The organism is Schumannella sp. 10F1B-5-1 (assembly GCF_006517535.1).
Lineage (GTDB): Bacteria > Actinomycetota > Actinomycetes > Actinomycetales > Microbacteriaceae > Schumannella.
Genome location: NZ_VHQH01000034.1, coordinates 270,131 through 291,095 on the forward strand (window position 1 = coordinate 270,131; position 20,965 = coordinate 291,095).

The 20,965-nt window shown below is 72.7% G+C and carries 17 protein-coding genes; 15 read left to right on the forward strand and 2 right to left on the reverse strand.

Going from position 1 to position 20,965, the window contains the following annotated elements; all coding sequences use genetic code 11:
* Position 1 precedes the first annotated feature (1 nt).
* From FJ658_RS05385 to mnhG, 6 genes are read left to right on the forward strand one after another with little or no spacing between them, the layout of a single operon-like run.
* Positions 2–2,878, forward strand: coding sequence for a Na+/H+ antiporter subunit A (locus FJ658_RS05385; protein WP_141144338.1), 2,877 nt, complete (start codon positions 2–4; stop codon positions 2,876–2,878).
* Positions 2,875–3,360: a Na(+)/H(+) antiporter subunit C gene (locus FJ658_RS05390; RefSeq protein WP_141144339.1), complete on the forward strand. Its 486-nt coding sequence runs from the start codon at positions 2,875–2,877 to the stop codon at positions 3,358–3,360. Before FJ658_RS05385 ends, FJ658_RS05390 begins: the two co-directional genes overlap by 4 nt.
* A complete protein-coding gene (locus FJ658_RS05395) occupies positions 3,357–5,075 on the forward strand; it encodes a Na+/H+ antiporter subunit D (protein WP_141144340.1) in 1,719 nt (572 codons plus the stop codon). The genes FJ658_RS05390 and FJ658_RS05395 overlap by 4 nt, the downstream gene beginning before the upstream one ends.
* Entirely contained in the window at positions 5,068–5,658 is a 591-nt protein-coding gene (locus FJ658_RS05400) for a Na+/H+ antiporter subunit E (RefSeq protein ID WP_141144341.1), read from the forward strand. The genes FJ658_RS05395 and FJ658_RS05400 overlap by 8 nt, the downstream gene beginning before the upstream one ends.
* The gene (locus tag FJ658_RS05405) at positions 5,655–6,023 is read left to right on the forward strand and encodes a monovalent cation/H+ antiporter complex subunit F (protein ID WP_141144342.1); all 369 of its coding nucleotides are present in this window, start codon (positions 5,655–5,657) and stop codon (positions 6,021–6,023) included. The genes FJ658_RS05400 and FJ658_RS05405 overlap by 4 nt, the downstream gene beginning before the upstream one ends.
* Complete coding sequence (gene mnhG, locus FJ658_RS05410) at positions 6,020–6,418, forward strand: monovalent cation/H(+) antiporter subunit G (RefSeq protein ID WP_141144343.1); 399 nt, start codon at positions 6,020–6,022, stop codon at positions 6,416–6,418. Before FJ658_RS05405 ends, mnhG begins: the two co-directional genes overlap by 4 nt.
* A gap of 19 nt (positions 6,419–6,437) precedes the next feature.
* Here mnhG and FJ658_RS05415 read toward each other — a convergent pair whose 3' ends face one another.
* A complete protein-coding gene (locus tag FJ658_RS05415; RefSeq protein WP_141144344.1) occupies positions 6,438–7,253 on the reverse strand; it encodes an SDR family oxidoreductase in 816 nt (271 codons plus the stop codon).
* Between the two features lie 34 nt (positions 7,254–7,287).
* Here FJ658_RS05415 and FJ658_RS05420 point away from each other — a divergent pair, with 34 nt between their 5' ends.
* The 6 genes from FJ658_RS05420 to FJ658_RS05445 all read left to right on the forward strand — a co-directional run bounded on the left by FJ658_RS05420 (position 7,288) and on the right by FJ658_RS05445 (position 17,221).
* Positions 7,288–7,860: a DUF1990 family protein gene (locus FJ658_RS05420; RefSeq protein ID WP_141144345.1), complete on the forward strand. Its 573-nt coding sequence runs from the start codon at positions 7,288–7,290 to the stop codon at positions 7,858–7,860.
* Between the two features lie 93 nt (positions 7,861–7,953).
* Complete coding sequence (ilvD, locus tag FJ658_RS05425) at positions 7,954–9,684, forward strand: dihydroxy-acid dehydratase (protein ID WP_141144346.1); 1,731 nt, start codon at positions 7,954–7,956, stop codon at positions 9,682–9,684.
* A gap of 78 nt (positions 9,685–9,762) precedes the next feature.
* Positions 9,763–11,577, forward strand: coding sequence for an acetolactate synthase large subunit (locus tag FJ658_RS05430; protein ID WP_141144347.1), 1,815 nt, complete (start codon positions 9,763–9,765; stop codon positions 11,575–11,577).
* 4 nt (positions 11,578–11,581) lie between these two features.
* The gene (gene ilvN / locus FJ658_RS05435) at positions 11,582–12,091 is read left to right on the forward strand and encodes an acetolactate synthase small subunit (RefSeq protein ID WP_141144348.1); all 510 of its coding nucleotides are present in this window, start codon (positions 11,582–11,584) and stop codon (positions 12,089–12,091) included.
* A 116-nt stretch (positions 12,092–12,207) separates the two neighbouring features.
* Positions 12,208–13,233, forward strand: a complete 1,026-nt coding sequence (gene ilvC, locus FJ658_RS05440; protein ID WP_141144349.1) for a ketol-acid reductoisomerase — start codon at positions 12,208–12,210, stop codon at positions 13,231–13,233.
* A 271-nt stretch (positions 13,234–13,504) separates the two neighbouring features.
* Positions 13,505–17,221, forward strand: coding sequence for a lamin tail domain-containing protein (locus tag FJ658_RS05445; protein ID WP_141144350.1), 3,717 nt, complete (start codon positions 13,505–13,507; stop codon positions 17,219–17,221).
* A 156-nt stretch (positions 17,222–17,377) separates the two neighbouring features.
* Here the strand turns inward: FJ658_RS05445 and FJ658_RS05450 are convergent, their stop codons facing one another.
* The gene (locus FJ658_RS05450; protein ID WP_141144351.1) at positions 17,378–18,427 is read right to left on the reverse strand and encodes a ThiF family adenylyltransferase; all 1,050 of its coding nucleotides are present in this window, start codon (positions 18,425–18,427) and stop codon (positions 17,378–17,380) included.
* Between the two features lie 138 nt (positions 18,428–18,565).
* Here FJ658_RS05450 and FJ658_RS05455 point away from each other — a divergent pair, with 138 nt between their 5' ends.
* From FJ658_RS05455 to FJ658_RS05465, 3 genes are read left to right on the forward strand one after another with little or no spacing between them, the layout of a single operon-like run.
* A complete protein-coding gene (locus FJ658_RS05455) occupies positions 18,566–19,696 on the forward strand; it encodes a mannitol-1-phosphate 5-dehydrogenase (RefSeq protein WP_255447572.1) in 1,131 nt (376 codons plus the stop codon).
* A 3-nt stretch (positions 19,697–19,699) separates the two neighbouring features.
* Positions 19,700–20,272: a hypothetical protein gene (locus tag FJ658_RS05460; RefSeq protein WP_141144353.1), complete on the forward strand. Its 573-nt coding sequence runs from the start codon at positions 19,700–19,702 to the stop codon at positions 20,270–20,272.
* A complete protein-coding gene (locus FJ658_RS05465; RefSeq protein ID WP_141144354.1) occupies positions 20,269–20,754 on the forward strand; it encodes a hypothetical protein in 486 nt (161 codons plus the stop codon). Before FJ658_RS05460 ends, FJ658_RS05465 begins: the two co-directional genes overlap by 4 nt.
* Positions 20,755–20,965: the final 211 nt, after the last annotated feature.

The following is a 20,965-nucleotide window of genomic DNA, read 5'->3' on the forward strand; positions in this document are numbered from 1 at the left end:
CATGATCGCGCTTCTCCTTTTCTTCGCGCTCGGAGGAGTTCTCGCGCCCGTTCTGGTGCGCGCGCTCGGGCGCTCCGCCTTCGCGGTGCTGGCGCTCATCCCGACCGCGGCCTTCGTTCACGCGGCGGCGCAGCTGCCGGCCGTCGTCGGCGGGGGAGCCGTCACCGAGCGGGTGCCGTGGATCCCCGCGCTCGACGTCGCGATCTCGCTGCGGCTCGACGGCCTCTCGACCGTGATGGCGCTGATCGTGGCGGGCGTCGGCGCGCTCGTGCTGCTCTACTGCGCGCGCTACTTCGCGCCCGACGCGGCGGCGCTCGGCCGCTTCGCCGGGGTGCTGACGGCCTTCGCGGGCGCCATGTACGGACTCGTCGTGGCCGACGACATGTTCGTGCTGTTCATGTTCTGGGAGGCCACGAGCGTTCTCAGCTACCTGCTGATCGCGCACCTGGCGGCCAAGGCGACGAGTCGCCGCGCGGCGCTGCAGGCGCTCATCGTCACGACGCTGGGCGGGCTCGTGATGTTCGTCGGGCTGATCCTGCTGCGGGTCGAGACGGGCACCTCGTCGCTGGCCGGGGTCGTGGATGCGCATCCCACCGGCCCCGTCGCCTCGGTCGCCGCCGTGCTGATCGTCGTGGGTGTCGCATCCAAGTCGGCGCTCGTGCCGTTCCACTTCTGGCTGCCCGCGGCGATGGCGGCGCCGACGCCGGTGAGCGCCTACCTGCACGCCGCGGCGATGGTGAAGGTGGGCGTCTATCTGGCGCTGCGCCTGACTCCGGGTCTCGGTGACGCGGTCGGCTGGCGCGAGTCGCTGCTCGTGCTCGGGCTCGTGACGATGCTGCTCGGCGGGCTGACCGCGCTGCGGCACAGCGACCTGAAGCTCGTGCTGGCGCACGGCACGGTGTCGCAACTCGGCTTCCTGACGGCGATGGCCGTCGTCGACACTCCGATCGCGGCGCTCGGCGCGGTCGCCCTGCTGCTGAGCCACGCGCTGTTCAAGTCGACGCTGTTCCTGACGGTCGGCGTGATCGACCACGACCACGGCACGCGCGACCTGCGCAAGCTCTCGGGGCTCGGCCGCGCCCGCCCGGTGCTGGCGGTGACGGCGGCGCTCGCCGTGCTGTCGATGGCGGGTCTGCCGCCCACGCTCGGTTTCGTCGCCAAGGAGACCGTGCTGACGGGGCTGATCGAGGGCTCGCACGACGACGGCGCGCTCGTCGCAGTGCTCGTGCTGGTCGTCGCCGGGTCGGCGCTCACGCTCGCCTACGGGCTGCGCTTCCTCTGGGGCGCGTTCGCGCGCAAGCCCGGCGTCGCCGAGTGCCGGGTGCCGAGCCGCCCGAATCCGCTGTTCGTGGCCCCGCCCGTGCTGCTCGCCGCATCCGGTCTCGTGCTCGGGCCGCTGGCGTCGCTCATCGATCCCGTGCTCGCCCGCGCGGCGGCCGACGCGAACGCCGAGGGCGCACCCGACTACCACCTCGCGCTCTGGCACGGCCTCGAGCCGGCGCTCGGCCTGTCAGCGCTCACGCTCGTGCTCGGCGTCGCGCTCTTCGCGCTGATCGGGCGTCGCACGCGCGAGGCCCCGGGCGAGAGCCTCGCGCCGCGCCTCTACGGCGGGGCGATGCACGGCGTCGACGTGGTCGCCGCCCGCGTGACGGGTGCGACGCAGCGCGGCTCGCTGCCGTTCTACCTGGCCGTCATCCTCGTGGTCACGGTGGGCGCGGTCGGGGCGGCGCTCGTCGCGGCGGCCGGCCAGGGCGTCATCTCGCCCGAGATCCGGCTCGCGGATGCGGGCATCGGCTGGGCGCAGGCGGGCGTCAGCGTGCTCATGATCGTGGCCGCGATCGCGGCGGCCCGGGCGCAGAAGCGGTTTCCCGCGGTCGTGTTCGTCGGCGTCACCGGAACCGGGATGACCGCCCTCTTCGCGCTGCAGGGCGCCCCCGACCTGGCGCTCACCCAGCTGCTCGTCGAGACCGTCACACTGGTGGCGATCGTGCTCGTGCTGCGCCGGCTGCCGGCCCGCCTCGGCGACCGCAACGGCAGCGCCTATCCGGTGGCCCGCGCGATCATCGGCGTCGCCGTCGGCGTGCTGATGGCGGTCGTGGCCGTCGTCGCGGCGGGCGCGCGCACCGCATCCCCGATCTCGGTCGACTGGGCCGACCTCGCGGTCACCTTCGGCCACGGCGAGAACGTCGTCAACGTCGCCCTGGTCGACCTGCGCGGCTGGGACACGATGGGCGAGCTGTCGGTGCTGATCGCCGCCGCCACCGGCGTCGCGAGCCTCGTCTTCGTGCGCACCCGCGAGGACCGCACGAGCCGCCCCGGCCGCCGCGAGCAGCGCGCGGCCCTGCGCGAGCGCCGAGCTGCCGCCGCGGCGGCGCCCGGGTGGGAGCCCGGTCGCAGCGCCTGGCTGCTCGCCGGCCGCACGCTGGGCGAGCGCAACCGCTCGATCCTGCTCGAGGTCGTGGTGCGTCTGGTGTTCCACGCGCTGGTCGTGTTCTCGGTCTACCTGCTGTTCGCGGGGCACAACGCGCCCGGCGGCGGCTTCGCGGGCGGACTCGTCGTGGGCCTCGCCCTCGCCGGCCGCTACCTCGCGGGCGGCCGCGACGAGCTCGCGGCGGCGGCGCCGTTCGACGCCGGCCGCGTGCTCGGCCTCGGCATGATCTTCGCGGCGGGAACGGCGGCCGTGCCCCTGTTCCTGGGCGTGGACGCGCTCACCTCGACCTGGTTCGAGGCCGAGATCCCCGTGCTCGGTCACCTCGAGTTCGTCACCTCGACGTTCTTCGACGTGGGCGTGTACCTCGTGGTGATCGGCCTCGCACTCGACGTGCTGCGCAGCCTCGGCGCCGAGGTCGACCGCCAGTACGAGGAGGTCGGATCGTGAGCCTCTCGCTGGTGCTGCTGGTCACGATGGCCGTGCTCTACGCCTGCGGCGTCTACCTCCTGCTCGAGAAGAGCATGACCCGCGTGCTGCTCGGCTTCCTGCTCGTCGGCAACGCGACGAACCTGCTGATCCTGTCGATGACGGGCGTCGCGGGCGGCGCGCCGATCGCCGACGGCGACGGCGCCGCCGCGACGACCGACCCGCTGCCCCAGGCGCTCGGGCTCACCGCGATCGTCATCACCTTCGGCGTCTCGGCGTTCCTGCTCGCGCTGATCTACCGCTCGTGGAAGCTCGGCCGCCCCGACGAGGTCGCGGTCGACGAGGCGGATGTCGCGGTGCGCACCGAGGGCGTTCCCGAGGAGGAGATCGACGGCGACACCCGCGCCGGCGACAGCGAGTTCGCCGACGAGACCGGGGGAGCCGACGCGGTTCCCGGCGGAGCCGACAGCGACGCCCCGAGCCCCGAGGAGGCGCCCCGATGACATCCCTCGTGCCCCTCGTCGTGCTGATCCCGATGCTCGGCGCCGCCGTCACCCTCACTCTCGCGGGACGTCCGCGCGTGCAGCGACTGTTCGCCGTCACGGCGCTCAGCGCCGTCGCGGTGCTCGGCGTCGTGCTGCTGCTGATCGTGGATGCGCAGGGCACCCTGGTCATGGAGGTCGGCGGCTGGGCGGCGCCCTTCGGCATCGCGCTCGTCGTCGATCGGCTGTCGGCTCTGCTCGTGGCGGTGTCGGCGATCGTGCTGCTCGCGGTGCTGCTCTTCTCGGTCGGCCAGGGTCTGGCCGACGGGCATGACGAGACGCCGGTCTCGATCTACTACCCGAGCTATCTGATCCTCGCCGCCGGCGTGTTCACGGCCTTCTCGGCCGGCGACCTCTTCAACCTCTACGTGGGCTTCGAGATCCTGCTGGTGGCCAGCTACGTGCTGATCACGCTCGGCGGTTCGGAGTCGCGCATCCGCGTCGGCCAGACCTACATCGTGGTCAGCCTGGTGTCGTCGATGCTGTTCCTCAGCTCGATCGCGATGATCTACGGCGCCACGGGCACGGTGAACCTGGCGCACGTGGCGCTGCGGGTGGCCGAGCTGCCGGTCGGCATCCAGATCGTGCTGCACGTCATGCTGCTGCTCGGCTTCGGGGTGAAGTCGGCCGTGTTCCCGCTGTCGTTCTGGCTGCCCGACTCCTACCCGACGGCGCCCGCGCCGGTCACGGCCGTGTTCGCGGGTCTGCTGACCAAGGTCGGCGTCTACGCGATCATCCGCACCGAGACGCTGCTGTTCCCGGGGCCCGAGCTGAACCCGGCGCTGCTGGTGGTGGCGTCGCTGACGATGCTCGTCGGCATCCTCGGCGCGATCGCGCAGACCGACCTCAAGCGCATGCTGTCGTTCACGCTGGTGAGCCACATGGGCTACCTGATCTTCGGCGTCGGCCTCGGCACCGCCGTGGGCACGGCCGCCACGATCTATTACATCGTGCACCACATCGTCGTGCAGACGACCCTGTTCCTGGCGACCGGGCTCGTGGAGCGCATCGGCGGCACGACCTCGCTGCGCCGCCTCGGCGGCCTGCTGCAGGCGTCACCGCTCGTGGCGGTGCTGTTCTTCGTGCCGGCGCTCAACCTCGGCGGCATCCCGCCGTTCTCGGGCTTCCTCGGCAAGCTCGGGCTCTTCCAGGCCGGCGCCGAGCAGGGGTCGGTGCTCGCCTGGGTCGGCATCGGGGTCGGCGCGCTCGTGTCGCTGCTCACCCTCTACGCGCTCATCCGCGCCTGGAGCCTCGCCTTCTGGCGCCCGCGCCCCGCGCCCGTCAGCTCCGACACCGGGGCGCTCACCCTCACGGCCGTGGATGCGCAGACCACCGCCCTGCCCCTGACTCCGTCGCGCCCGGGGCCCGGCTCGCCCGCCACCGCGTCGGACGCCGACGCGAGCGTGCCGACCCGGGCGGATGCGCGCGCCGCCGTCGCCGCGCATCCCGATGTGCAGGGCCGCCGACGCGGCGCCGCGCCCACGCTGCTCGTCGGCGCGACCGCCGGCATGGTGCTCGTCTCGCTCGCGCTGACCGTCGGCGCCGGGCCGCTGTTCGAGCTGGCCGAGCGGGCGGGCAAGAGCCTCGAGGGCCCGAGCTACATCTCCTCGGTGTTCCCCGACGGGGTGCCCGGCATCGGCGACGGCTCGGCGACGGACGGGGGATCGCATGGCTGAGGCGCGCATCCCGGACTCGCCCCGCCCGCGCTGGGTGCTCGTGCAGCAGCTGCCGCTGCTCGTGGCGCTCGTGCTGCTCTGGATCGCCCTCTGGCGCGACGTCAGCGTGCTCGGCGTGCTGACCGGCGCGGTCGTCGCGGTGCTCGTCAGCCGCACCTTCTGGCTGCCGCCGGTCGAGCTCTCGGGTCGCTTCAACCCCTGGCGCTTGCTCGTGCTGATCGGCGCGATCGCGGGTGAGCTCGTCGCCGCGACCGTCGGCATCGCCCGCCTCGCGCTGAGCCGCCACGGCGTGCGCGGCAACGCGGTCGTCGAGGTGGGCTTGCGCACCCGCAGCGACTTCACGCTCACCCTGACCGCGATCGCCGTGTCGCTCGTGCCGGGCACGATCGTGATCGAGGTCGACCGGGGCAAGTCGACGCTGTTCCTGCACGCGATCGGCGTGACGGATGCGGCGGGCATCGAACGCGTGCGCCGCCAGACCCTGCGCATGGAGCGCCGCGTCGTCATGGCCGTCGGGTCGAAGCGCGACGTCGCGCGGGTGCGCGCGCCGGAGGCCGCGGTCACGACGGGGGAGCGCTCATGAGCGGCGGACTCGATCTCGTGAGCCTCGGCGTGATCGTCGCGGGCGCCCTGGTGCTGCTGAGCGCGCTCGCCGCGGTCGTGCGCATCGTGCGGGGGCCGAGCATCCTGGATCGCCTGATCGCGACGGATGTGCTGATCAGCTGCCTCATGCTGGGGCTCGGCGTCGAGATGGTGATGAACGGACACACCCGCACGATCCCGCTGCTGGTCGCGCTCGCGGCGACGGCGATGTTCGGCACGATCGCCGTCGCGCGCTACGTGACCAAGCAGGACCGCGCCGAGCGCGAGCGCCTCGAGCGCGAGCAGGCGGAGCGCAACGCCGCCGAGGCCGCCGCGCTGTCGGCCCAGGAGGGGGAGGGCGCATGAGTCTCGACCTGATCCTCGACGCGCTCACGGCGCTCTGCCTCGTGCTGGCCGGAGCCCTGTCGGCGCTCGCCGGCATCGGCCTGCTGCGCTACCCGGATGCGCTCAGCCGACTGCACGCCGCGACCAAGCCGCAGATCCTCGGTCTCGCGTTCGTGCTCGCCGCGATCGCCCTGCATGACCGGCACTGGACCACCCTGCTCGCCCTCGCGCCCGTGCTGCTCTTCCAGGTGCTCACGACCCCGATCTCGGGCCACATGGTGGGCCGCGCCGGCTACCGCACCGGCAACTACAGCCGCGACCTGCTCGTCGCCGACGAGCTCGTGGATGACATCGACCGCGCCGACACGGGCCGCCCCGACACGGGCCGCCCCGACACGGGCCGCCCCGAGTCCTGAGCCGAGCGCGGACGCCGCCCTACAGCGCGAAGCCGCCGTCGCTGAAGATCGTCTGGCCGGTGATCCAGGCGGACGCGGGTGAGACCAGGAACGACACCAGCTCGGCCGTGTCCGACGGGCGGCCGAAGCGTCCCGTGGGCTGAGCGGCGGTTCCGGATGCGCGGATCGCGTCGTCCATCCAGCCGGTGTCGATCGGGCCGGGGTTCACGATGTTCGCCCGGATGCCGCGCGGAGCGAGCTCGGTCGCCGCGCCGACCACGATGCGATCGAGGGAGCCCTTGCTCGCGCCGTAGGCCAGGTTGTGCGCGACGTGCGGGCTCGTGAGCGCGACGATCGCGCCGGCGCTCAGGTCGTCGGGGCGCCCGGCGGCGCCCGCGCCGGCACCATCGCCTGTGCCCTCCGCCGCATCCGTGCGCGCCGCGATCCCCAGCGCGAACTCGCGGATCAGCAGCCACGCCGCCCGCGCGTTGACCGCGTGGTGCCGGTCGAAGGCCTCGACCGTGGTCGTGAACACGTCGGAGTCGACGCTCTCGGCGTGGCTCAGCACGAGCGCCGTGGGGAGGCCGAGCTCCGCCGTCACCGCCGCGACCAGCCGCGCCGGCACCTCCGGGTCGCCCAGGTCGACCGCATGCCGCGACACCCGCGCGCCGAGGCCGCGCAGCTCCTCGGCGATCGACTCGGCCTCGTCGCCGGCGACGCCGTAGCGCGCATCCACGCTCGGCAGGTGGCAGAAGCCGATGTCCCAGCCCTCGGCGGCGAGCTTCGCGGCGATGCCGGCCGCGATGCCGACGCGGCGTCCGACGCCGGTGATCAGGGCGACAGGTCTCTCGCTCATCCGCCCACGCTAGCCAGGCCCGTACTCTCGCACCATGGATGCGCGCACCCGGCCCGTCGCGCACGACCTCCTCGAGCGGGGGATCACCCGCCCCGCGCTCGACGTCTGGCCCGAGGCCGACCGCGCCGCCGCGCGCGCCGCCGGATTCCGCGTCAGCGAGGTCAGCGCGCCGCTCGGCGCGGGCGACGACGTCTGGCGCCGCGTCACGCACGACCTGCTGCGCTGGCGGGTCAAGACGGCGAGCGGATTCCGCGTGCATCCCGAGCCGACCGCCGCGGTCGAGGTGGATGCGCTGCTCACGATCACCGCGCGCGTCCTGGCCGTCACGATCACCGAGCCGGTCGAGGTGGTCGAGGTGGTCGACGAGGCGCGCCGAGTCGGCTTCGCGTACCGCACCCGGCCCGGGCATCCGGTCGCGGGGGAGGAGGCGTTCGTCGTGCACCGCGACGGGGGAGAGGGCGACGGCGCAGGCCGCGGCGGCGACGTCGTGCTCACGATCCGCTCGCTGACCGCGCCCGCTCCGCAGCAGCCCTGGCGCGCCCTGCACCCGATCCTGCGTCTCGCCCAGCTGGTCGCCCGCCGCCGCTACCTGCGCGCGCTGCGCTGACTGGCGGCCCGCCGCGTCGCCCCGCCAGCATCCCGCCCGCTCGCCCCACCCGCCCCGCACATCCGGCCCACCCGCGAGTCCTAGACTCGTCACATGCCGGAAACACCTGAGAACTCCGGCGCGCCCGCCGCGTCGCCGATCGACCACAAGCCCCGCTCCCGCACCGTCACCGACGGCATCGAGGCCACGACCAGCCGCGGCATGCTCCGCGCGGTCGGCATGGGCGACGCCGACTGGGACAAGTCGCAGATCGGCATCGCGAGCTCGTGGAACGAGATCACGCCCTGCAACCTCAGCCTCGACCGCCTCGCGCGGGCCGCCAAGGAGGGCGTGCACGCGGGCGGCGGGTACCCGCTGCAGTTCGGCACCGTCAGCGTCAGCGACGGCATCTCGATGGGCCACGAGGGCATGCACTTCTCGCTGGTCAGCCGCGAGGTCATCGCCGACAGCGTCGAGACCGTCATGCAGGGCGAGCGCCTCGACGGCTCGGTGCTGCTGGCCGGCTGCGACAAGTCGATCCCCGGCATGCTCATGGCGGCGGCCCGTCTCGAGCTGCCGAGCGTGTTCCTCTACGCCGGCTCGATCGCGCCCGGCTGGGTGCGTCTGAGCGACGGCAGTGAGCACGACATCACGATCATCGACTCCTTCGCCGCGGTCGGCGCCGTCAAGGCGGGCCTGATGAGCGAAGAGGATGCTCACGCGATCGAGTGCGCCTTCGCCCCGGGCGAGGGCGCCTGCGGCGGCATGTACACGGCCAATACGATGGCGTCGGTCGCCGAGGCGCTCGGCCTCAGCATCCCCGGCTCGGCCAGCCCGCCCAGCTACGACCGCCGCCGCGACTACTACGCGCACCGCTCGGGCGAGGCCGTCGTCAACCTGCTGCGCCAGGGCATCTCGACGAAGGACATCCTGACCAAGGAGGCCTTCGAGAACGCCATCGCCGTGGGCATGGCCCTCGGCGGCTCGACCAACATCGTGCTGCACCTGCTCGCGATCGCGAACGAGGCGCAGGTCGAGCTGACCCTCGACGACTTCAACCGCATCGGCTCGAAGGTGCCGCACATCGGCGACCTGAAGCCCTTCGGCCAGTACGTCATGAACGACGTCGACCGCCGCGGCGGCCTGCCCGTGCTGATGAAGGCGCTGCTGGATGCGGGCCTCATGCACGGCGACGTGATGACGGTGACCGGCAAGACGATGGCCGAGAACCTGGCCGACATCGACCCGCCGGCGCTCGACGGCTCGGTGCTGCGCACGCTCGACAACCCCATCCACGAGACCGGCGGACTCACGATCCTCAAGGGCACGCTCGCCCCCGAGGGCGCCGTCGTGAAGACCGCCGGCTTCGACGCCGCCACCTTCGAGGGCCCCGCCCGGGTCTACGAGCGCGAGCGCGCCGCGATGGACGCGCTGACGAACGGCGAGATCCAGAAGGGCGACGTGGTCGTCATCCGCTACGAGGGCCCCAAGGGCGGCCCCGGCATGCGCGAGATGCTCGCGATCACCGCCGCGATCAAGGGCGCGGGGCTCGGCAAGGATGTACTACTCTTGACCGACGGACGATTCTCAGGCGGCACAACCGGCCTGTGCATCGGCCACATCGCACCTGAGGCGGTGGACGCAGGTCCCATCGCCTTCGTGCGCGATGGTGATCTGATACGGGTCGATATCGCTGCCCGGTCGATCGACCTGATCGTCGATCCGGCCGAGCTGGAAGCCCGCCGTGACGGCTGGGCTCCGCTCCCCCCGCGCTATACCCGTGGCGTTCTCGCGAAGTACTCGAAGCTCGTGCGTTCCGCTGCGGAGGGCGCGGTCACCGGGTAGCTTCCTCCTCGCTTCGGCGCGGCACCGCGCGATCGTGCGCATCCGCGTCGTCAGACACCTCGACACGAAGGGTTCACTATGACCGCGGACGCCACGCCAGCGCCTGCCGCCGCGCGCCCGGCCTCGACCGAGCCGCCGATGCTCACGGGCTCGGGCGCCATCCTCGCCTCCCTCGCCAAGCTGGGCGTCACCGACGTCTTCGGCCTGCCGGGCGGCGCCATCATCCCGTTCTACGACGAGCTGATGGCGTCGGAGGAGATCCGCCACATCCTCGTGCGCCACGAGCAGGGCGCCGGCCACGCGGCCGAGGGCTACGCCGCGGCGAGCGGCCGGGTCGGCGTGGCGATCGCGACCTCGGGCCCCGGTGCGACCAACCTCGTCACCGCGATCGCCGACGCCTACATGGACTCGGTGCCGATGATCGCGCTCACCGGTCAGGTCTTCTCGACCCTCATGGGCACCGACGCCTTCCAGGAGGTCGACATCGTGGGCATCACGATGCCGATCACGAAGCACTCGATCCTGGTGAAGAAGGCCGAGGACGTGCCGGCTGCGCTCGCGCAGGCCTATCAGATCGCCACGACCGGGCGCCCCGGCCCCGTGCTGGTGGATGTGACCAAGGATGCCCAGCAGAACACGGCCCCGTTCATCTGGCCGCCCAGGATCGAGCTGCCCGGCTACCGCCCAGTGACGAAGGCGCACGGCAAGCAGATCCACGCCGCCGCCGAGCTGCTCGCCGCCTCGGCGCGACCCGTGCTCTACGTCGGCGGCGGCACCGTGCGCGCCGGCGCCGCGGCCGAGCTGCTGCGCTTCGCCGAGCTGACCGGGGCGCCCGTCGTGACGACGCTCATGGCGCGCGGCGTCTTCCCCGACTCGCACCGACAGAACCTCGGCATGCCCGGCATGCACGGCTCGGTGCCGGCGGTGCTGGGCCTGCAGGAGTCGGATCTGATCATCAGCCTCGGCGCCCGCTTCGACGACCGCGTCACCGGCAAGCCGAGCGAGTTCGCGCCCGACGCGAAGGTCGTGCACGTCGACATCGACCCGGCCGAGATCGGCAAGATCCGTCACGCCGACGTGCCGATCGTGGGCGACGCGAAGGAGGTGCTCGCCGACCTGATCGCCGCCTACGGCGAGATCGCCGCCGAGTCGCGCGCCGACCTCGCCCCCTGGTGGGAGCGTCTCGAGCAGCTGCGCACCGCGTACCCGCTCGGCTACACCGAGCCCGACGACGGCCTGCTGTCGCCGCAGTACGTGATCCAGCGCATCGGCGAGCTCTCGGGCCCCGAGGCGGTCTACGCCGCGGGCGTCGGCCAGCACCAGATGTGGGCCGCCCAGTTCATCAAGTACGAGCGCCCGCACGCCTGGCTCAACTCCGGCGGCGCCGGCACGATGGGCTACTCGGTGCCCGCCGCCATGGGCGCCAAGGTCGCCGAGCCCGACCGCCTGGTCTGGGCGATCGACGGCGACGGATGCTTCCAGATGACCAACCAGGAGCTCGCCACCTGCGCGATCAACGACATCCCGATCAAGGTCGCGATCATCAACAACAGCTCGCTGGGCATGGTGCGCCAGTGGCAGACGCTGTTCTACGACGGCCGCCACTCGTTCACCGACCTCAACACGGGGTCGCTGACCGGCACCGAGCAGACCCGCATGATCCCCGACTTCGTGAAGCTCGCCGACGCCTACGGCGCCCTCGGCATCCGCGTCACGAGACCTGAGGAGATCGACGCGGCCATCAAGCTCGCGATCGAGACCAACGACCGCCCCGTGGTGATCGACTTCGTCGTCAGCCGCGACGCGATGGTGTGGCCGATGGTGCCGCAGGGCGTCGGCAACTCGCAGGTGCAGTACGCCCGCGACCACGCCCCCGAGTGGGGAGAGGAGTAAAGCCATGACGACTCACGTGCTCAGCCTCCTCGTCGAGGACAAGCCGGGTCTGCTGACCCGCGTCGCCGGCCTGTTCGCGCGCCGCGGCTTCAACATCAACAGCCTCGCGGTCGGCCCGACCGAGATCGAGGGCCTCTCGCGCATCACCGTCGTGGTGGATGTCGACGAGCTGCCGCTCGAGCAGGTCACGAAGCAGCTCAACAAGCTGATCAACGTGATCAAGATCGTCGAGCTCGACCCCGCGCAGTCGGTGCAGCGCGAGCACCTGCTCATCAAGGTGCGCGTCGACAACACGACCCGCTCGCAGATCCTCGAGGCCGTGAACCTGTTCCGCGCCCGCGTCGTCGACGTGGCCACCGACGCCCTCGTGATCGAGGTCACCGGCGACAGCGGCAAGGTGCAGGCGTTCCTGCGCGTGCTCGAGCCCTACGGCATCAAGGAGATCGCCCAGTCGGGACTGCTGGCCATCGGCCGCGGACCCAAGAGCATCACCGAGCGCGTGCTGCGCGGCTGACCCGGGCGGCCGCCGCCCCGGCGACCGCACCTCACCGACCCGCGGGCCCCGCCCGCATCCCGAACCCCGGCGCCGAGCGCCGATCAGAACCCCAACAGAGAGAGATACCAAGGCAGATGGCTGAGATCTTCTACGACAACGACGCGGACCTGTCGCTCATCCAGGGCAAGAAGGTGGCCGTCGTCGGCTACGGCTCGCAGGGCCACGCGCACGCGCAGAACCTGCGCGACTCGGGCGTCGAGGTCAAGATCGCGCTCAAGGACGGCTCGAAGTCGGCCGCCAAGGCGCAGGAGGAGGGCTTCGAGGTGCTCAGCGTCGCCGACGCCACCGCGTGGGCCGACGTGATCATGATCCTCGCGCCCGACCAGCACCAGCGCTCGATCTACAACGACTCGGTGAAGCCGAACCTGACCGAGGGCAAGGCGCTCGCCTTCGCGCACGGCTTCAACATCCGCTTCGGCTACATCGACGCCCCCGAGGGCGTGGATGTCATCCTGATCGCCCCGAAGGCCCCCGGCCACACGGTGCGTCGCGAGTACGTCGCGGGTCGCGGCATCCCCGACATCATCGCCGTCGAGAACGACGCCTCGGGCCAGGCCTGGGACCTCGCGCTCTCGTACGCGAAGGCGATCGGCGGCACCCGCGCCGGCGTCATCAAGACGACCTTCACCGAGGAGACCGAGTCGGACCTCTTCGGCGAGCAGGCCGTGCTCTGCGGCGGCACCTCGCAGCTGATCCAGTACGGCTTCGAGACCCTCGTCGAGGCCGGCTACCAGCCGGAGATCGCCTACTTCGAGGTGCTGCACGAGCTCAAGCTGATCGTCGACCTCATCTGGGAGGGCGGCATCGCCAAGCAGCGCTGGTCGGTCAGCGACACGGCCGAGTTCGGCGACTACGTCTCGGGCCCGCGCGTCATCGACCCGTCGGTCAAGGAGAACATGAAGGCCGTTCTCGCCGACATCCAGTCGGGCGCGTTCGCGAAGCGCTTCATCGACGACCAGGACAACGGCGCCGTCGAGTTCCTTGCCCTGCGCGAGAAGGCCGCCGCGCACCCGATCGAGAGCACCGGCAAGGAGCTGCGCGCCCTGTTCGCGTGGAAGCAGACCGACGCCGACTACGTGGAGGGCTCGGCCGCGCGCTGATCCTCGCGCGACACACGTCGCTCGTCCGAAGGGCGGTCCCGCTGCGGCGGGGCCGCCCTTCGGCGTGTGCGGGGGAGCGCGAAGGTGACCGTCTCAAGGAGTTGCCGCAACCCGTGGGGCTGGTGTTGCTCATCCGCCACAGCAGTGACAGCAACTCCTTGAGATGGTTTCTCGGGATGCGGCGGAGGCCGGCCGGTCTGGGCACGCGCGGTTCACCCGACACGGGGCCGGATGACGTGAGCCGTTCACCCGGGATGTCGAACCTGGCCGCGTGCTCAGGCTCGTCCTCGCCGCTCTGACCGCCACGATCATCCTCATCGGGGGTGTCGCCGCGGGGGTTCCGGCGACGGACCCCGCGCGGGCCGAGACGGGAGCGGCGCCGAGCGCGTCGGCCTCGCCGGGCGGCGCGAACGCGTCGAGCGCAGCCGCGTCGGGAAACGCGGGCGGTGCATCCACCGAGACTTCCGACGGCGGCGCCGCGGATGCCGTGCCCGCCGGCGCGGGCGACGACACCTCCGAGGGCCCCGAGCCGGGCGCGGGGTCGCGCGGCGTCGTCGCGGCGCCCACGACGAGCGTGCTGCTCAACGAGCTGAGCAACGGCTCGTCGCGCTCGAGCGCCGACGGCTTCGTCGAGCTGCGCAACTGGGGCGCATCCACCGTGAAGCTCGACGGCTGGAAGCTCTACCGCTGCAGCGTCGGCGGCCTGCGCGCCAACGACGGCGCGGTCGAGGCCGACCTGCGCGGGCAGACGCTCGAGCCGGGGCAGATCCTCACGATCAGCCGCATCGGACTGCCGGGTGCTCTGCACATCTCGCAGTCGTACCCCCGCTCGGGCTTCGGGCTCTGGCTCGAAGACCCGCAGGGACGTGTCGCCGATCGCGTCGGCGTCTACCCGAACCGCCCCTGGATGACGACGAGCGAGTGCACGGGCGAGCGCAACCTTCCCAGCACGCTCGACTGGTCGACCGATCAGAGCTGGCAGCGCCGGGCGTCGACCGGCGACGTGAGCGCCGACTGGATCGCCGCGCGATCCACCGTGGATGCGCCGAACGCGACCGCCGAGCCGGCCCGCGACGACTCGGGAATCGTCATCTCGGAGTTCGCGCCGGCCGGTCCGGCGGGCGGCGGCGACGAGGTCGTCGAGCTGCGCAACGACGGCGCGAGCACGGTCGACATCGGCGGCTGGCAGCTGATGCGCTGCAGCGCATCCGGGCGCCTCGAGTCCGGATACCGGCAGGCGACGATCGCCGCCGGCACGACGCTCGCGCCGGGCGAGCGCTGGCTGGCGGGCGGACCCGGCTACGAGCGCCGCGACCGCGAGCCGCAGCCGGATGCGCGCTACCGCACGGGCTTCGCCGACGCGGGCTCGGGCGTGCTGCTGCGCACGTCCGACGACGTGCTGGTCGACCGCGTCGCGATGAGCCAGTACGGCGACAGCGCCTGTCAGAACGGCGACGACAAGCTCGCCGCGATCCTCGACCCGGTCGCGGGGGAGTCGTGGCAGCGCGTCGAGCCCGAGGGCGACGTCGGCGCGCGGGCCGGCGCGGGCGCGAGCGGCAGCGGCAGCGCCGCCGCGGCGACGGGCTGGATCATCGCCCCGCGCACGCCGGGGGCGCGCACCGCCGACGCCGAGTCGAGCGTCTACCGCGCCGCCGCCGCGCTGCAGCAGACGGGCGTCTACGCGGCGAAGGCCGCCGACCGCGGCGTCGCGATCAGCGAGATCGCGAACGACCCGGGCGCGCCCGTGCTCCCCGCGGACCTGACCCAGCGCAACTTCATCGAGATCGCCAACTACGGACGATCCACGATCGACATCGGCGGCTGGACGCTGCGCCGCTGCATGGCCGACGGCCTGCGCGCCCCCGGCGTGCAGAGCACGGTGCCCGCGGGCACGAAGCTGAAGCCCGGCGCGACCTGGACGACCGCGCGCGAGGGCACGGCAGCGTCATCCACGGCGCAGGCGAGCTACGGCACGACTCTCAGCTTCCTCGGCACCGGCGTCTGGCTGGCGGATGCCGACGGCGAGCGCGTCGACAGCGTCGGCATCTACGGCCGCAACGAGCTCGACGCGAGCATCGACACGGTCAGCCCCTGCACGAAGGGGCTCGCCCTCACGACCTACCTGGTCGACCGGATGCGCGGCCAGAGCTTCCAGCGGGTCGCGTTCACCGGCTCCGACGCCGACGACTTCCGTGCCGCCGCCGCGACGCCGGGCGAGCGCACCGCGCTCGAGGCCGACTACCGCGAGCAGACCGAGTCCCGTGCCGCCGACACCGCGACGGGGTCCGCGCCGGCGCCGGATACCGCACGCGCGGGCGCGGCCGGGAGCACCGCATCCACCCCCGCTGAGCGCCCCCTCGCCGGGTCGGCCGCGACCGTGCTGCGCGCCTGGGCGGGCGCGAGCGAGGGCGGCCGCCTGACGGCCGCGCACGCCGACGGCGAGACGCCGATCGACCCGGCCGCGATCGGCGCGGGCACGGCCCCGTCGGCGGGCGACGCCGGCTACGCCTACCCGTACCAGCGCTTCGAGCTCGACGCCGACCCGGCCGGCGGCACCACCCTGCGCGCCGGCAGCCGAGTCGGCTGGTCGGGCGCCACGACCGGGCGCAACGAGCTGCAGCTCTCGGTCTGGACCGGCTCCGCCTGGCGGCTGCTCGACGCCGGGACCGACCCCACCGCATCCGGAGCCGACCTCGCCCTGCGCGGCACCCTGAAAGCCGGCGACATCCGCGGCGGCAGGGTCGTGCTGCTCGTGCAGGACGGCCCGCGCACGAAGGCCGCGATCGACGGCGCGATCGACGGGAAGCTGCAGCACCCCGACGACTACGACCTCGCGATCTCGCACGTCACCGACACGCAGTACCTGACGGATGCGTACCCCGACGTCTACGCGCAGCAGCTCAGCTGGATCGCCGACAACGCCGCGCGCCGCAAGATCGCCTTCGCGACCCACACCGGCGACCTCGTGCAGAACTGGGTCGACCCCGACCAGGGCGAGCAGCGGGCGCGTGCCGAGTTCGCGCGGGCGTCGGCGATCCAGGGCATCCTCGACCGGGCCGGCGTGCCCAACAGCGTGCTGCCCGGCAACCATGACTCCAAGCGCGGCATCGACTACACGCTGTTCGACGAGTTCTTCGGGCCCGACCGCTACGCCGCGCAGCCCTGGTACGGCGGCTCCATCGCGCCCGGCGACAACGCCGCGAACTATTCGCTGATCAGCGCGGGCGGCGCCGACTTCCTGATGCTCTCGCTGCCCTACGCCTACGGCGAGCGCGAGATCGACTGGGCCGAGCAGGTGGTGGCCGCGCATCCCGACCGCAACGTGATCGTGTCGACGCACGAGCACCTCAGCCCGAAGCTGCAGGCCGAGCCGGCGCACCGCTCGACCGCGTCGCGCTGGGTGTCGCGCGCGGGCGAGCTGTGGGATCGCGTGATCGCGCCGAACCGCAACGTGGTCGCCGTGCTGTCGGGTCACTTCCACGGTCTCGGCCAGGTCGTCACCGAGGATGCCGGCGGCCTGCCCGGTCACGACGTGGTCGAGCTGCTGGCCGACTACCAGGAGTTCCGCACGCACACGGGGCAGCGCGCGACCGGCTTCCAGCGGCTGCTGCAGCTCGACCTGGCCTCGGGCACGATCGCGGTCGACACCTTCTCGACGCGGCTGAAGGCCACGGCGTCGTACCCCTACGACTACGAGCAGTTCCTGCCCGACACGGGCGCCGACACCTCGCCCTCGAACGACCGACCCTGGAACGTCGTCGCGGCCGGGCTGCAGAACCGCTACCAGGCCGAGGACGACGAGTTCACGGCCCACGTGACCTTCCAGTACGCGAAGCGGGTCGCGACGAGCGGGCTCACCACGGCCGGCCCGACCACGGCCTCGGTCGCCGCCGGCGCCGGGTCACGCGACGCCAGTCGCACGCTCGGTCTGCTGCTGCGCGGTGGCGGCGGCGGGGCGGGCGCCGGGTCGAACGTCGGCGCGGGCTGAGCGCGCGCTCCGACCCGCGCATCCCGAACCGTCTCAAGGAGTTGCTGTCACTGGTGTGGATGATGAGCATCGTCAGCCCCACGAGTGACAGCAACTCCTTGAGACGGTTCGTCGAAGGGCCGCGGATGCCCGACGTCGACGGCTCGGCGGCGCGGCTCAGTAGCGCGGCACCGACGGGTCGACCGTCAGCGACCACGACTCGATGCCGCCGGTCAGGTGCCGGGCGGCGAAGCCCTGACGCCGCAGGATCGTCAGCGCCTCATCCGATCGGATGCCGTGGTGGCAGTAGACGACCAGCGGCTTCGTCGCATCCAGCTCGCCCATGCGCAGCGTCAGCTCGCCGAACGGGATCAGCAGCGAGCCCGGGATGCGCGCCAGCTCGGCCTCCTCGGGCTCGCGCACGTCGAGCAGCACCGGCCGCTCCTCGAGCAGGCCGAGGCTCTCGGGAGCGAGCAGCTGCGCCAGCTCGACCGCCGAGACGCCGAGGTCGTCGGGATGCTCGACCGGCGCCGTGGTCTCCTCGATCGAGCCCGGCCGCACGCCCGCGGCGCGGCTGAGCGCGCGGCGCTCGCCGACCGTGCCGGTCGGGTCGAGCAGCACGACCTCGCCGGCGCCCGAGCGGTCGCGCAGCAGCGTCAGTGCGAGCTCCGATGCCAGGGCGGCCGCGGCGGCGATCAGCGCGGGGGAGGGCTCGCCGAAACGGGTCACGGCGATGTCGTCGAGGGCGCCGGCGGCGGACTCGGCGTCGACCGCATCGAGCGGGGGATGCGCATCCCGGTAGTCGAGCTCCGCCTCGTCCCAGCCGCTGCCGACCTCGCCGCCCCGCGCATCCGCGATCGCCCACACCATCGGGATGCTGACCACCGCGGCGCCGTCGTTGCTCGCGTAGCGCGTGCCCGGGTCGTCGGAGGCGTCGACCACCAGGTCGGCGTCGAGCAGCAGGTCGAAGGTGCTGCCGGCCGCGAGGCGCCGTGGCACGCCGCGCACGACGGCGGTCGGGTGCAGCGTCGCGACGGCCGACGCGACCGCTCCGGCCACGATCTCGGCCCGCGAGACCCCGTCGTCGCGGGCGTCGTCGACGAGCTCGATCGTGCCCACGCCGGCCCCCGCGAGGATGCCGGCGACGCGCGAGCCGATCGCCCCGGCGCCGACGACGGTCACCGCGGAGGCGGCGAGGCGCTCCCGCTGCGACCGTGACGACTGCATCCCTCGATCCTGGCACCCCGCATCCTGTGTCGCATCCGTGAGGCTCCACCTGAGAGTGCGCCCCGCGGGTCGGCCGCCTCGCCCGAGTCGAGCGATCCGCGGGTCGCGCTCAGCCGCGAGCACGGCACAATGGGGGACGTGAGCAGATCAGCGGTGCACTTCGGTGCCGGAAACATCGGCCGCGGCTTCGTGGCGCAGTTCCTGCACGAGAGCGGATACGAGGTCGTGTTCGCCGACGTCAACGACGAGCTGATCGGCGCGCTGCAGGCGCAGCCCAGCTACCGCGTGCACGAGATCGGCGAGGGGGCCCGCGATCACGTCGTCGACGGCTACCGCGCGCTCAACAGCCGCAGTCAGGAGTCCGACGTCGTCGCCGCGATCGCCGAGGCCGAGGTCGTCACGACCGCGGTGGGCGCGCGCATCCTGCCCTTCGTCGCCCCGGTCATCGCCCAGGGCCTCGCCCTGCGCGACCCCGATGCGCCGCCGCTCATCGTGATCGCCTGCGAGAACGCGATCGGCGGAACCGACATCCTCGCCGCCGAGGTGCGCAAGGCCACGGCCGCTGAGAACGCGATCTTCGCCAACTGCGCGATCGACCGCATCGTGCCCGAGCAGCACGGCGGGCTCGACGTGACGATCGAGTCGTTCCACGAGTGGGTCGTCGACCGCCGGCCGTTCCCGGGCGCGACGCCCGACATCCACGGCGTGACCTGGGTCGACGACCTCACGCCGTTCATCGAGCGCAAGCTCTACACCGTCAACACCGCGCACGCCGCGGCCGCCTATCACGGGCTCGACCGGGGCTGGACGCGCATCCGCGAAGCCCTCGCGACGCCCGAGCTGCAGGCCGAGGTGCGCGCCGTGCTCGCCGAGACCAAGGCCTTCCTCGTGGCGAAGCACGGCTTCAGCGACGAGGAGCAGCAGGCCTATATCGAGAAGACGCTCAAGCGCATCTCGAACCCCGAGCTGCCCGACACGTGCGAGCGCGTCGGGCGCGGTCCGCTGCGCAAGCTGAGCCGCCACGAGCGCTTCATCGGCCCCGCCGCCGAGCTGGCCGAGCGCGGGCTGCCCGCGTGGGACCTGCTCAACGCGGTCGGCGCCGCGCTGCGCTTCGACGTGCCGGAGGACGCGGAGAGCGTCGAGCTGCAGGCGCTGCTGGCCAGCGGCAAGCCGGCGGATGCGCTGGCCCGCGAGATCACCGACATCGAGCCGGGGCATGCGCTGTTCGACTCGCTCGTCGAGGTCGTGCAGCTGCGGCTGGACCGCTGAGGCATGGCGGAGCGCGACACCCGACACGACGACGCCGAGCTCGACGCTGACGCCGGGCTCGACGACGCGGCCGATGCCGAGCTCGATGCCGCCCTCAGCTGGGAGGGCGACGACGACCTCGGGCGCACGACCTCGCTGACCGACCCGCGCTCGGCCGCGGCGACGCGGCGCCCGCGCTCGCTCAGCGCCGATGGCGCCGGCGGTGCCGGCGACGACGCGCACCTCGACGACGCCGACCTCGAGGCCGACCTGGCCGTCGTCGCCGACCGGCCCCGCCGCGATCCCGTGCGTCTGCTCGTCACCGGCGTCTTCGCCGTGATCTACCTCGCGCTCACGGTCGGCTGGATCCTGGTCGTGACCGAGTCGCTGCAGGCCGGGCTCTCGGTCGGGCAGTCGGGCTGGGTGGATGCGATCGCCAAGCTCAGCCAGTTCCTCGCCTTCATCGCGAGCGCGCTCTGGTTCGTCGCGGTCGTGCACCTGACCCGTGATTCGCGACTGCTCGTGAGGGTCGGCTGGTTCGCGCTCGGAACGCCGCTGCTGATGCCGTGGCCCTACGTGATGGGGTTCACGCTGTGACGCGCGACGAGACCACGCCCGCCGACCGCGACGAGGCCGGCGACGACCTCCCCGAGGAGCTGCGCGACGCGATGCCCTTCGACGACGACGACGCGGCCGACGGCGCCGACGGCGCGACGACCGACGACGTGGAGCACGAGGCCGAGATCGACGGCACCCTGGTCCGCTCGCGCTTCGGCGTGGCCGACCTGATCGTCGCGATCGTGATCGGGTTCCTGTTCCTCGCGAGCGGCTACGCCGCCCTCGGCAACCTCGTCGGGCTGCCGCCGTACCTCGAGGCGATCGGCATCGCCAGCATCCCGTGGGCCCCGCTGGTGGTGGCCGTCGTCGCGCCGGTCGTGCTCTTCGTGGCGGCGATCCTGGTCGGCCGTGGGCGTCCGAGCTTCGACCGCGCACTCATCCTGATCGTCGCGCTCGCGCTGAATGCGGCGCTCGGTCAGTCGCTCGACTGGTTCACGCTGGCGGGCGTGCAGCTCAACTGACTCGCTGCGCCGCGTCGTGCGCCGCGCAGCTCTGCGCACGGACGCCGTCGTGGGTGGCCACAGACGTTCGCGCGCGCCCGCGTGTCCCGTGCATCTCTGGCCACCCTCGCGCCGCCGCATCTCAAGGGTGGCCACGAACGCCCGCTCACGTCGGCGTGTCGCGTGCATTCGTGGCCACCCTCGACCCGGTGGCCCCCATGGGTGGCCACGA